General features: G+C 31.4%; 11 protein-coding genes, 3 tRNA genes, 2 rRNA genes and 1 pseudogene (2 of these 17 running past the window's edge). 3 read left to right on the plus strand and 14 right to left on the minus strand.

Annotated features, from left to right (window positions below):
- A protein-coding gene (locus ACH36K_RS00715; protein WP_411169151.1) for a uracil-DNA glycosylase crosses the window boundary here: on the plus strand, positions 1-31 show its end. 647 nt of this gene lie to the left of the window's left edge; the window shows 31 of its 678 coding nt (coding positions 648-678); the start codon falls outside the window, past its left edge; the stop codon is at positions 29-31.
- Between the two features lie 34 nt (positions 32-65).
- On the opposite strand, the gene ACH36K_RS00720 is transcribed toward ACH36K_RS00715, so the two are convergent.
- Together ACH36K_RS00720 and ACH36K_RS00725 are read right to left on the minus strand one after the other, a co-directional pair.
- Positions 66-263, minus strand: a complete 198-nt coding sequence (locus ACH36K_RS00720; protein WP_322459138.1) for a hypothetical protein — start codon at positions 261-263, stop codon at positions 66-68.
- A 372-nt stretch (positions 264-635) separates the two neighbouring features.
- A tRNA-Phe gene (locus ACH36K_RS00725) sits at positions 636-711 on the minus strand.
- A gap of 160 nt (positions 712-871) precedes the next feature.
- Between ACH36K_RS00725 and ACH36K_RS00730 the strand changes: the two genes are divergently transcribed.
- Positions 872-1,306, plus strand: a complete 435-nt coding sequence (locus ACH36K_RS00730) for a hypothetical protein (protein ID WP_411169152.1) — start codon at positions 872-874, stop codon at positions 1,304-1,306.
- Positions 1,307-1,354: 48 nt separating this feature from the next.
- On the opposite strand, the gene ACH36K_RS00735 is transcribed toward ACH36K_RS00730, so the two are convergent.
- The 5 genes and pseudogenes from ACH36K_RS00735 to ACH36K_RS00755 all read right to left on the minus strand — a co-directional run.
- Positions 1,355-2,287 (minus strand): CPBP family intramembrane glutamic endopeptidase, encoded by a 933-nt coding sequence (locus tag ACH36K_RS00735; protein ID WP_411169153.1) that lies wholly within the window; start codon positions 2,285-2,287, stop codon positions 1,355-1,357.
- Between the two features lie 236 nt (positions 2,288-2,523).
- Entirely contained in the window at positions 2,524-3,765 is a 1,242-nt protein-coding gene (locus ACH36K_RS00740; protein ID WP_411169154.1) for a competence/damage-inducible protein A, read from the minus strand.
- Positions 3,766-3,851: 86 nt separating this feature from the next.
- The gene (locus ACH36K_RS00745; RefSeq protein WP_322397180.1) at positions 3,852-4,088 is read right to left on the minus strand and encodes a hypothetical protein; all 237 of its coding nucleotides are present in this window, start codon (positions 4,086-4,088) and stop codon (positions 3,852-3,854) included.
- A gap of 100 nt (positions 4,089-4,188) precedes the next feature.
- Positions 4,189-6,264: an elongation factor G gene (gene fusA, locus ACH36K_RS00750; RefSeq protein WP_411169155.1), complete on the minus strand. Its 2,076-nt coding sequence runs from the start codon at positions 6,262-6,264 to the stop codon at positions 4,189-4,191.
- A gap of 354 nt (positions 6,265-6,618) precedes the next feature.
- Positions 6,619-6,822 (minus strand): annotated as a pseudogene (locus tag ACH36K_RS00755) (AbgT family transporter); the annotation flags it as partial.
- 89 nt (positions 6,823-6,911) lie between these two features.
- On the opposite strand from ACH36K_RS00755, the gene cls reads away from it, so the two are divergent.
- Positions 6,912-8,348, plus strand: coding sequence for a cardiolipin synthase (gene cls, locus ACH36K_RS00760; RefSeq protein WP_411170638.1), 1,437 nt, complete (start codon positions 6,912-6,914; stop codon positions 8,346-8,348).
- A 38-nt stretch (positions 8,349-8,386) separates the two neighbouring features.
- Here the strand turns inward: cls and ACH36K_RS00765 are convergent, their stop codons facing one another.
- The 7 genes from ACH36K_RS00765 to ACH36K_RS00795 form a co-directional block, all read right to left on the minus strand.
- Positions 8,387-8,812: a VanZ family protein gene (locus tag ACH36K_RS00765; RefSeq protein WP_411169156.1), complete on the minus strand. Its 426-nt coding sequence runs from the start codon at positions 8,810-8,812 to the stop codon at positions 8,387-8,389.
- A 74-nt stretch (positions 8,813-8,886) separates the two neighbouring features.
- Positions 8,887-9,330 (minus strand): hypothetical protein, encoded by a 444-nt coding sequence (locus ACH36K_RS00770; RefSeq protein ID WP_411169157.1) that lies wholly within the window; start codon positions 9,328-9,330, stop codon positions 8,887-8,889.
- Positions 9,331-9,495: 165 nt separating this feature from the next.
- On the minus strand, positions 9,496-9,651 hold the full coding sequence (locus ACH36K_RS00775; protein WP_411169158.1) for a hypothetical protein: 156 nt from the start codon (positions 9,649-9,651) through the stop codon (positions 9,496-9,498).
- 238 nt (positions 9,652-9,889) lie between these two features.
- A tRNA-Ala gene (locus ACH36K_RS00780) sits at positions 9,890-9,965 on the minus strand.
- Between the two features lie 5 nt (positions 9,966-9,970).
- Positions 9,971-10,047: transfer RNA gene (locus tag ACH36K_RS00785), tRNA-Ile, on the minus strand.
- A 7-nt stretch (positions 10,048-10,054) separates the two neighbouring features.
- Positions 10,055-10,171 (minus strand): 5S ribosomal RNA (gene rrf / locus ACH36K_RS00790).
- A gap of 102 nt (positions 10,172-10,273) precedes the next feature.
- Positions 10,274-12,500: ribosomal RNA gene (locus ACH36K_RS00795) — 23S ribosomal RNA — on the minus strand (it continues 679 nt past the right edge of the window).

Below are 12,500 nucleotides of genomic sequence, written 5' to 3' on the forward strand. Positions count from 1 at the left end.
CCCTATAAACTGGCAAATAGAAAATATATAATAAAAAGGCACTAAAATGTGCCTTTTGGTTTATTTTAACTAATTCTATGCTTTGATTTCTTATAGAAGGAATACCCAAGAGAACAAATTATTCCTACAACAGAGCATGCTGAAAATGTCAATATTATATTATCAATGAAAAATCCCATAAGGATTCCTACCCCAGCCCCCAGTGCTATCCCCTTTGCTAAGTAATCATAATCCTCATCTGATAAAATTAACTTTTCCAACATATGCATCCCTCCTAATATATTTAACTCTTTAAAATTAATTAATTATATACTCTTATTTTAATATATACTTCTTAAGTATTTCTTAAGTTAAGCTTAAAGTATAATTAATTATAATAATTACTTATACTTATATATTAAATCATTTACCATAACTTGTAAAGAGTTATTTCATACCCCTTATTTTAAATACTCTAACCATATTAGTGTTACATTAATATACTAAACTCATATGAAATTGTTTTTATAAATAAAATACTTAAAATTAGAGTGTATTCATCTAAATAGTAAGTTTAAATAAAGAAAATTATTATATTATTAATAATTTCACTAAAAAATAAAAAAAGCTAACTAATTTAAATTAGTTAGCTTTCCTGGTGGCTCGACCAGGAATCGAACCAGGGACACGAGGATTTTCAGTCCTCTGCTCTACCGACTGAGCTATCGAGCCTTAACGAATTCTATTTTATAAAATTTTTTACCATATGTCAACGTTTTTAATGATTTTTATTTTTTATATAGTTTTATATTTATAAATTTAAATATAAATTTAAGTAATTTTTACTTAAATCTATAAATATAATAAATTATAGTATTACTAGGAGTTTCTTATGAAATATATATTATTTATTTTACTAATATTATCATTAGTAGCTATTTATTTTTATTATGACAAAAAACTTTCACTAATGAAAAAACAATTAATGATAACATCAAATCAATACAATAGTATAAGAAAAAAATATGAAATGTCCAGAAAAGCTAATAGTAATTTGTCTATAAAGTTTGCTACTCCTTCTTATAAGGTAGGAATAATTAATAGTGCTGCCAAATTATATATAGCTCCTATAGATTCCTCTCAATTGATTAGAAAAATTAACATACGAATGGAGGTTGGAATTTTAGATTCTGCTGAGGTTAATAAACAAATATGGTATTATGTAAATTTACCTATTGATAATTGTATGAATTGTAGAGGTTGGATAAATTCTAAAGAATTCTCTATGTTTTATAGTGAATCTTCTTCTATAACAAAATCTAATTAAATTCTATATAACAAAAAGTTAGGAGATTAATTAACTCCTAACTTTTTGTTATATAAAAATAGTCATACCTGCTATATATACTATTATTGATAATATAAAAGGGATATTAAATATTCTTTCATCATCTAATATAGCTTCCCCTCTTGTATAATTTAAACTTTCTATCTTTCTATTATCATTTAATCTTTCTAGCTTTTTTATTATTAGAAAAACAAAGCTAGCAAATACTATGGCAATTCCCCCATATGTTATTAATAAAATTAATTTTTGTGCTAATTCTATATTTTTAAGTGTTAATTCAGTTGCATCACCCATTACAGATGATCCACTTGTAATATAGCTTGATAACTTTGCAATAGTTACTGATGTTCCATTTACTATAAAGTGTATTATCATAGATGAAAATATACTATTAGTTATTCTAACTAATAATGCAAGTATAAAACCTAATACTGCAGCATATAGGAATTGTTGTGCATTTAAATGTAAAAGCCCAAAAAATAATCCTGTTACTGCTGAAGCTATATATTTATTTTTATTTTCATATCCTGAAAGAACTATACCTCTTATTGTGATCTCTTCTGTTATTGTTGGTAAAAGTGCAACTAAGGATAAAAGAAATATATATGGTGTTGATGTTATTTGAGATATAAATGCTCCTATTTCATTGTTGAAGAAAAACGTAGAAATTACTGAAAAGAAAGTCATTATAGGTTGCACTAAAAAAGCTAATAATATAATTAAAAGTGTATCTTTCCAATGTAATTTGTTTAATTTAAGTGTATCCTTAAAAGATGATTTTGTTACTATTAAATATATTAATGCTGGAAGTAAAAATATTATCATGTGAGTTAAAAATAGTATTATTCTTACATCACTTAATCCTATAGCCTGATAAATTGGTGTAAGTGCAATTGGTCCAAATATTTCTGCTAATAATATTATTAAAAAATACATGTTTGCTCTAAAAACTTTTCTCATATATATACCCTTTCTTTTTTAGTTTTAAAATAAATTTAGTTAATTCATAATCATTTTAAACTTTATGATGTCTATTTTTTAACTTTTGTAGTGTATAACTTTATAAATTAATGGACATAATTATAATGAAGCGAGAAAGCTTCCACAGTTAATCGCCTCTCCCCCATTTTATTTATATACAAAAAATAATCCCCTACTTTTTAAAAGTATAAAAGGGGATTATTTTATTCCCCTTTTTAATAATTAGTGCTCAAAAGTTCTTTTCTTAAAATATTAAGTGCATTCATTGTAGCCTTTCTTCTAATCCTTTCTCTATCTCCTGTAAAATTAAATTTTTTCACAACTACATTTCCTTTCACAAATATACCTATATAAACTAGCCCAACAGGCTTTTCATTAGTTCCTCCACCAGGTCCTGCTATTCCTGTAGTTGAAATAGCTATATCAGTTTTTGCTTCTCTCGCTATCCCTATTACCATTTCTTTTGCTGTTTCTTCACTTACAGCTCCATACTTATCTAAAGTTTCTTTTTTAACTCCTAGTCTCTTCATCTTAGCTTCATTTGAGTAAGTAATAGCACCCTCTTTAAAAACTTCTGATATTCCCGGATAAGAAATTAAACTAGAAGCAACCAGACCTCCTGTACATGATTCTACAGTAGCTATACTTAAATTTTTGTTACACAATATTTCTGCAACAACAGCTTCTAAAGAATTTTCATCTTCTCCATATATATACTCACCAAGAACTTCTTTTATTTCTTTATATACAGGATTTATTAAATTATTGCATTCATCTTCATCTTTTCCTTTAGCAGTTATTCTTAAAGTTACATCAACATCCTTAGCATATGGTGCAACAGTAGGATTAGTACTATTTTGAATTAAGTTATTTATCTTTTTAGCCATTAAGCTTTCCCCAATTCCAAATAATCTTAATGTTTTAGATTTTATAACTTTACCTGTTATTCCAGCTAGATACTTAATTACATGATTATTAAACATAGGCTTCATTTCTCTTGGTGGTCCTGGTAGTATTACTAGTATCTTATCATTTTCAGATATTATTGCCCCTGGAGCTGTTCCATTAGAATTGGGTAAGATTACTGCATCCTCTGGAAAATATGCTTGTTTTTTATTTGCTTCTACTACAGCTTCATCTTTCATGTCTAAATATGTTTTAATCCAATCTAAGGATGGTTTATGTAAAACTAGTTTTTTATTAAAATATTTTGCACCTAATTCCTTTGTTAAATCATCTTGAGTAGGCCCTAAACCACCAGTAGTAATAACTAAGTCACATCTTTCAAAAGCATTTTTAAATGCTTCAAGTATTCTATCTTCATTATCACCAACAACATTTTGATGATAAACATCAATTCCTAGATTAGCTAATTCCTTAGCTAAATATTGTGCATTTGTATTAACTATATCACCTAACAGTATTTCTGTTCCTATTGCTATTATTTCAGCCTTCATTTTAATCCTCCTATGATTTATTTTATATTAAACATTTTACCATAAATTATAAAAAGCTACTAATCAAGTGATTAATAGCCTTTTATTTATTTATACTTATTAGCATTAATGTAATATTTACCTGTTTTGTTTACTCCCTCTTCTAAAATAGAAAAGTTACTATCCCTAAGCATAGAAGTAATAATATTTATATCCTCTTTTGAATTACTATTTAAGGTTATAGTAAAATTATCATTTTTATCTACCACACCCATATAGTCAAATATATTACTATATTCACTAAGCCCTAGTCTCTCACTTATATCCATTTTGTAATCTGGCATAGTTTCCCTCCTATTTTTCTTTAGTATATACCTCTATACTTAAAATTAATTCTATATTATTTTTTCTCATTAAATTTATATTTATTCACTACATCCAAATTTAATTTTTTCTAGCTTCTTCAATTATTTTTTTAGCTTCTAACTCTGGAACCTCTTCATACCTTTCAAGTTCACTTACAAAACTTCCTCTCGCTTGAGTCATTGATCTTAGATCTGTAGAGTATTTAAACATTTCTGATAAAGGAATCTCAGCACTAACTTTTTGTAACCTTCCTTCTGGTTCCATTCCAAGAACTCTTCCTCTTCTTTTATTAATATCGCCTATTATATCTCCCATATATTCATCCGGTATTAACACCTCTACATGCATAATAGGTTCTAATAAGACTGGCTTCGCTGCTTCTAATCCTTTTTTATATGCAATTGATGTTGCCATTTTAAATGCCATTTCTGATGAATCTACTGGATGATATGATCCATCATGTAAGGTAGCCTTTAAACTAACAACGGGATATCCTGCTAGAACCCCTTTTTCAATACAATCTCTAAGTCCTTTTTCTACTGCTGGTATAAAATTTCTTGGTACAACTCCTCCAACAACATTATCAACGAATTCCAACTCATTTTTTCCATCTCTTCTTGGCTCAAATTTTATTTTTACATCTCCATATTGTCCATGTCCACCAGATTGCTTTTTATGTTTTCCTTGAACATCTGCAATACCTTTTATAGTTTCTCTGTATGGTATCTTAGGAAGTCTTAGAATAACTTCTGCCCCAAATTTATTTTTCAGCTTACTAGCTATAACATCTAAGTGTGTTTCACCTATACCAGAAATTATAGTTTCTGCATTCTCCGTATCTCTTGTGATTGTAAATGTTGGATCCTCTTCTAATAATCTTTGTAATGACATTGATATTTTATCTTCATCACCTTTGGCTTTTGGTAATACAGCCATTGATATCGAAGGTTTTGGAAAATTCATTTTATCATATATAACTTTATTATTTATGTCACATAAAGTATCACCAGTTTCAGTGTATTGTAGTTTGGCAATAGCAGCTATATCTCCTGCTACAACTTCTTTTGTAGGTATTTGGTTTTTCCCTCTTATGAAAAAGATATTAGCTAATTTTTCAGATTTATCCTTATTACTATTAACTACAGTAACCTCATTTGATAACTTTCCTGTTATTACTCTAAACAACGATATTTTTCCAACAAAAGGATCTGCTATAGTTTTAAAAACTAATGCTGAAAAAGGTTTATCTTCATTTAAGTCTATGAATACCTCTTCATTGTTTTTTAAATTTTTTGCTTTCTGTGAAATTGAATATTTAGGTGATGGAAAGCATTCAACTACATCTTCTAAAAAGCATCTCATACCTATTACCTTAGATGCACTTCCACACATTACTGGTGCTATATCTCCACTTGCACACCCTTCTATAAGTCCACTATATATTTCCTCGTCACTTAATTCTCCCTCACTGAAATATTTATCTAATAGTTCCTCATTTGTTTCTGCAACAGCTTCCATTATCATCTTTTTACATTCATCTATCTTTTCTAATAAATCTTCAGGAGCATCTATTTCTTCAATTTTATTTGTTTTAGGATCATGTATTCTGGCTTTTTTTGATATAACATTAACCACACCTTTAAATTCTTCTTCACTACCTATTGGAAATTGTATAGGTACAACGCTTATCCCAAATTTTTCTTTTAATTGTTCTAATGTCTTTTCATAACTTGAATTTTCTCTATCTAACTTATTTATAAAAAATGTTCTTGGCAATTTTATTTTATTACAATAATCCCACGCCTTTTCTGTTCCAACTTGAACTCCCGACACTCCGCATACAACTATTGTAGCTACATCTACAGCTCTCATTCCTTGTATCAGCTCTCCTGAAAAATCGAAGTAACCAGGTATATCTACTAAATTTATCTTTGTATCCTCTACTTCTATTGGAGCAATAGACGCTGAAAGTGAAATTCTTCTCTTCTTTTCTTCTAGATCAAAGTCTGTAACTGTTGTTCCCTCTTCTACTTTACCTAATCTATCAGTATTACCTGTATTGAATAATAATGCTTCAACTAAAGAGGTCTTTCCTGATGCTCCATGTCCTATCAGTCCAATATTTCTTAAATTTTTTATTGTATAATTTTTCATAACTTCTCATAATATTTTCTAAATATTATGATTACACCCACCTTTCATTTAAAATCTAAATAATTTTTGAATCGCGTTCTTAGCAAATTCTTATGTTGATAAATTTTAAATCTCTGGTTTATAATTTATTTTCAAAAAACCATCTTAAGTGCAGGTTATTCTAGTCCATTTTATTAATTATAGAATATCATAAACGACTCTTGTTATCCAGAATATTCAGATTATTTATTCCCCTCCTACCATATACTTATTTTTATGCACATTTTATTGGAATAAGTACAAAAAAAGTGCATCTAAAATTTTTACTATAGATACACTTTCAATTGTGCTAATTATATTTAATATTAAATCTTTTTAAAGCATTACTCCAACTCCAGGCCCTAAATCAAATCCTAATACAAACCATATTACTAATAATATTGTCCATCTAATTAAAAATGCAATTGAATAAGGAATCATAGTAGTTATTAGAGTACCTATTCCTGAATCTTTATCATACTTTTCTGCAAAAACAACTATTAAAGCAAAATAGTTCATAAGTGGAGATATTATGCTTGTTTATCTAATGTCTTTTTAATTTATTAAAATTTATATTTAAGTCAATAATATATTATGTATGACTATATTTGAAGGAGGTTTGTAATATAATTGCATTTAAAATAATTTTTTATTTATCTTTTATTATAAATATATTTATAATATTTATAATGATCTTATTTAAAAAGAAAAGACCTGAAAAAACTTTATCTTGGATATTGATTTTAATTATACTACCTCCAGTAGGATTGATTTTATTTATATTTTTAGGACGAAATTGGAAAATAAATACTTTAGATAGAATCTCTAAAAGAAAAGTTACTAATTTAATTAATTCATCTATATTGAATAAGTCTAATATATTAAATGAATATGAACCTATTATAAAATTACTGGCTTCTAATTCATTCTCACCTTTGTTTATAAATAATAAAATTAAAATACTAGATGGAGGGGAAGAAAAGTTTAAAATTTTAAAGGAAAATTTAATAAAAGCAAAGCATCATATTCATTTAGAATACTATATAGTTAAAGATGATAAAATCGGAAATGAAATAAAAGATATTTTAATAAATAAATCTAAGCAAGGAGTTAAAGTTCGATTTATAATAGATAGAGTTGGCTCTATAAAACTAGGATCTAAATATATAAAAGATTTGAAAAGTGCTGGTGTAGATGTAGCATTCTACTCATATGTTTTAGCTCCATTTTTACGATTTATAAATACTCAAATTAATTATAGAAATCACAGAAAAATAGTAGTTATAGATGGGGTAGTAGCGTTCCTGGGCGGTATTAATATAGGCGATGAGTATTTGGGTATGGGAAAATTAGGGGAATGGAAAGATTGTCACATAATGATAGAAGGTGACTGCGTTCTTGGGTTACAGTCAATTTTCTTAGATGATTTTTCAAGTATAAAAAAGTATAATAATGAACAAATATCTATCTTAAATAATGTAGATAGCTATTTTAAGAATCATGATTTTAATGGTAATATTGCCATGCAAATAGTAAAAAGCGGTCCTGACTCTGAATTTCCTAGCATACTTCAATGCTTAATAAAAATGATTAGCAGTGCAAAAAAAAATATTAATATAATAACTCCCTACTTTATTCCTTCTGAAGGATTAATGGATACACTAAGGATAGCTTCTTTAAGTGGTATTAAAGTTTCATTAATATTTCCTAAAAAAGCTGATCATTTTACAGTAAACAGAGCTTCTCAAACTTATTTGGCTGAACTCTCTAGATCTGGGGCTAAAATTTATCTATATAATAAAAGAGGCTTTATTCATTCTAAAATATTAACTGTTGATGAAAAAATTTGTACAATAGGAACTGCTAATATGGATATTAGAAGCTTTGAGCTAAATTATGAAATTAACACAATAATATATAATGAATATGTAACTCATGAGCTTGATACCATATTTAATGATACTCTAAATTCATGCATAGAATTTAATATTAAAGAGTATGAATCAAAATCTATTATTAGCAAATTTATAGATGGATTTTCAAGGCTTCTTTCATCAATATTATAAAAGGATATTCATCGTTAAATGAATATCCTTTTATACCATTATATTTTTTTTAACCTCATTATTAAATAGCCAGCGAGCCCTCCTGATGTATCTATCAATACATCCTTAAAAGCCATACTTCTTCCTGGAATAAAATATTGATGAAATTCATCTGAACATGCATATAAAAATACAAATATTATTGCATATACTCTAGCTTTTTTATTAGAAAAATATCTTTTACTTACATTATATGCAAAGAAGAATAATATAAGATATTCTGAAAAATGTGCAGTTTTTCTAACTACAAAAGTAGCGAGATCACCAAAATATTCATTTAATTCTATTCCTAAAAATTGAAATATTTTTATAACCAATTCACTTTGGCTACTAGAAACTTCTCCTGGCTGATGTGACATAAAAAATATTATTCCCATCCATATTAATAACATCAACCATGATATTATCTTTTTGTTTTTATCCATACTTCTCTCCCTGTGTTAATTTAACTTTTAGTTATTTATTTTATTATACATCATAAATTATATATTTTTATATACTAATCTTTTTCTACTAAATATCTATTTATATATGCTAAAGATTGTTCTAACATACTTTGTCCTCTTTCTAAGTCCTTAACATTAACTTCCAGATTATATATCCTTTGTTCAACTAGATTCATTATTTGTTTTATATCATTTAAAAGCTTAGCCTCGTACGAAACTTGTATTCCATCTGAATCTATATATATTTTTTCTGGAACTGCCCCACATTTAGAACATTTAAAATATATACCTTTTTTTTCTATGTCTTTAAATACTTTAAATGTATCATTATTGCAGCTAGAACAATTAGGCAACATTATAAAATCTTGATTGCTAACATCAATATCATATTTAAACTTACATTGATAACAAATCAACTTAAGTTTATCTTCTTCACTTTCAAGAAAAAATCTATTTCCAATACAACCCTCTTTTTCACATACAAAAGTTCTTATCATTTTCTAATCCAGCCTCCTTATTTATAAAGAATATCTCTCTACAAATGTAATATGCTCAATTATGGTAAATTATTCTAGTTATTGATATTTGTTTAATTTAAGTATTTCATTAAAAGTAAAATAGATCTAAATTTAATAACTTAGATCTATTAAAATTAAAATATTTTAACTATTACAATATCCACTAGATTCTTTTAATTCCAGTTCTACCTCTTTTATAAGATCGTCTATTTTACTTGTATTTTTTCCTGCTAGTAATAACTCTCTCTTTTCTAGCTTTAACTTTATTAATTTTTTCTCTAATTCATCCTTCTTACCCATAACAACACTCCCCATCTAAGGATAAGACCTTAAAACTTTTACATTAGAATTATTAAATTAATTCTTATAATCATTATATAATATATTTTATTTTATTCCTAACTAAAATTTTAGAAAATTTTAAAAGTTTTTCGACATTTGTAAATATATACATATCATATAATACTACTTTTAAATTAATAATATTACAACTTAAGTAAAAATTATAAAAAAAAGAAGTTATGATAACATAACTTCTTGGTGGAGGTAAAGGGATTCGAACCCTTGACCCCTTGCGTGCAAGGCAAGTGCTCTCCCAACTGAGCTATACCCCCAAATATGGTGGACCTTCAGGGACTCGAACCCCGGACCAACCGGTTATGAGCCGGTTGCTCTAACCAACTGAGCTAAAGATCCATACTACACCTGGCAACGTTCTACTCTCCCACACAGTTTCCCATACAGTACCATCGACGCTGTAGAGCTTAACTTTCCTGTTCGGAATGGAAAGGAGTGTTTCCTCTACGCCATCATCACCAGATTACATTAACATTATATTGTAGTATCAATACTTTGTCAACACTTTTTTCAGAATTTATTCTCTGAAAATTGCACATGAATTACAGCCAAAATCTTTTAATTATTGGTCAAGCCCTCGACCTATTAGTATCAGTCAGCTAAATATGTTACCACACTTACACCTCTGACCTATCAACCTTGTGTTCTTCAAGAGGTCTTACTAGCTTATGCTATGGGAAATCTCATCTTGAGGGGGGCTTCACGCTTAGATGCTTTCAGCGTTTATCCCTTCCCGACTTAGCTACCCAGCCATGCTCTTGGCAGAACAACTGGTGCACCATAGGTCAGTCCATCCCGGTCCTCTCGTACTAAGGACAGCTCCTCTCAAATTTCCTACGCCCGCGACGGATAGGGACCGAACTGTCTCACGACGTTCTGAACCCAGCTCGCGTGCCGCTTTAATGGGCGAACAGCCCAACCCTTGGGACCTACTACAGCCCCAGGATGCGACGAGCCGACATCGAGGTGCCAAACCTCCCCGTCGATGTGGACTCTTGGGGGAGATCAGCCTGTTATCCCCGAGGTAGCTTTTATCCGTTGAGCGATGGCCCTCCCACGAGGTACCACCGGATCACTAAGCCCGACTTTCGTCCCTGCTCCACTTGTGGGTGTCGCAGTCAGGCTCCCTTCTGCCTTTGCACTCTTCGAACGATTTCCGACCGTTCTGAGGGAACCTTTGGGCGCCTCCGTTACTTTTTTGGAGGCGACCGCCCCAGTCAAACTGCCCACCTAACAATGTCCCGTCACCAGATTCATGGCGTCCGGTTAGAATCCCAATACTGTCAGGGTGGTATCCCAAGGATGACTCCACTAAGGCTGACGCCCTAGCTTCTCAGTCTCCCACCTATCCTGTACAGACAATATCGAAACTCAATGCTAAGCTACAGTAAAGCTCTACGGGGTCTTTCCGTCCAATCGCGGGTAGCGAGCATCTTCACTCGCACTACAACTTCGCCGGATTTGCAGTTGAGACAGTGCCCAAGTCATTACGCCATTCGTGCGGGTCAGAACTTACCTGACAAGGAATTTCGCTACCTTAGGACCGTTATAGTTACGGCCGCCGTTTACTGGGGCTTAAGTTCACACCTTCGCTTGCGCTAAGTGTTCCCCTTAACCTTCCAGCACCGGGCAGGCGTCAGCCCCTATACATCAGCTTACGCTTTAGCAGAGACCTGTGTTTTTGCTAAACAGTTGCTTGGGCCTATTCTCTGCGGCCTGCTCTCGCAGGCACCCCTTCTCGCGAACTTACGGGGTCAATTTGCCTAGTTCCTTAACTGCAATTCTTCCGATGGCCTTAGGATTCTCTCCTCATCTACCTGTGTCGGTTTGCGGTACGGGCACTACTTCTCTCTCTAGATGCTTTTCTTGGAAGCATGGAATCAGATACTTCAGCCAAATTGGCCTTCCCCATCACACCTCAGAATTGCTAAGACGGATTTTCCTGTCTTAACTCCCTAAATGCTTAGACTAGCATTTCCAATCGCTAGCACATCCTATCCTTCTCCGTCACACCATCGATAATAACGATAATAGTGGTATTGGAATATCAACCAATTGTCCATCACCTACGCCTTTCGGCCTCGGCTTAGGTCCCGACTAACCCTGGGCGGACGAGCCTTCCCCAGGAAACCTTAGATTTTCGGCCTGTAAGATTCTCACTTACATCTCGCTACTAATGCCAACATTCTCACTCGTAATAAGTCCACCGCTCCTTACGGTACGACTTCAGCCCGATTACGACGCTCCTCTACCGCTCAAGTTAAACTTGAACCCGTAGCTTCGGTGGTAAGTTTGAGCCCCGGACATTTTCGGCGCAGGATCTCTCGACTAGTGAGCTATTACGCACTCTTTAAATGAGTGGCTGCTTCTAAGCCAACATCCTAGTTGTCTTAGAAATCCCACATCCTTTACCACTTAACTTACACTTTGGGACCTTAGCTGACGATCTGGGCTTTTTCCCTTTTGACTACGGATCTTATCATTCGCAGTCTGACTGCCGGACTCATAGTATATGGCATTCGGAGTTTGATAAGGTTCGGTAAGCGATATGCCCCCTAGCCCATTCAGTGCTCTACCTCCATTACTCATATCCGACGCTAGCCCTAAAGCTATTTCGAGGAGAACCAGCTATCTCCGAGTTCGATTGGAATTTCTCCGCTATCCACAGCTCATCCCATGCTTTTTCAACAGCAACGTGGTTCGGTCCTCCACGGGGTTTTACCCCCGCTTCAACCTGGCCATGGATAGGTCACCCGGTTTCGGGTCTACGGCATGCAACTAGTCGCCCTATT

Origin of the sequence: Clostridium sp. MB05 (genome assembly GCF_046581255.1) — a bacterium.
Lineage (GTDB): Bacteria > Bacillota > Clostridia > Clostridiales > Clostridiaceae > Clostridium.

What these genes read in the sequence shown, in the direction of transcription:
- ACH36K_RS00735 (WP_411169153.1), bottom strand. Translation starts at nt 2,287, where the DNA reads ATGAGAAAAGTTTTTAGAGCAAACATGTATTTTTTAATAATATTATTA.
- ACH36K_RS00740 (WP_411169154.1), bottom strand. Translation starts at nt 3,765, where the DNA reads ATGAAGGCTGAAATAATAGCAATAGGAACAGAAATACTGTTAGGTGAT.
- ACH36K_RS00720 (WP_322459138.1), bottom strand. Translation starts at nt 263, where the DNA reads ATGTTGGAAAAGTTAATTTTATCAGATGAGGATTATGATTACTTAGCA.
- ACH36K_RS00745 (WP_322397180.1), bottom strand. Translation starts at nt 4,088, where the DNA reads ATGCCAGATTACAAAATGGATATAAGTGAGAGACTAGGGCTTAGTGAA.
- ACH36K_RS00730 (WP_411169152.1), top strand. Translation starts at nt 872, where the DNA reads ATGAAATATATATTATTTATTTTACTAATATTATCATTAGTAGCTATT.
- ACH36K_RS00770 (WP_411169157.1), bottom strand. Translation starts at nt 9,330, where the DNA reads ATGATAAGAACTTTTGTATGTGAAAAAGAGGGTTGTATTGGAAATAGA.
- fusA (WP_411169155.1), bottom strand. Translation starts at nt 6,264, where the DNA reads ATGAAAAATTATACAATAAAAAATTTAAGAAATATTGGACTGATAGGA.
- ACH36K_RS00765 (WP_411169156.1), bottom strand. Translation starts at nt 8,812, where the DNA reads ATGGATAAAAACAAAAAGATAATATCATGGTTGATGTTATTAATATGG.
- ACH36K_RS00775 (WP_411169158.1), bottom strand. Translation starts at nt 9,651, where the DNA reads ATGGGTAAGAAGGATGAATTAGAGAAAAAATTAATAAAGTTAAAGCTA.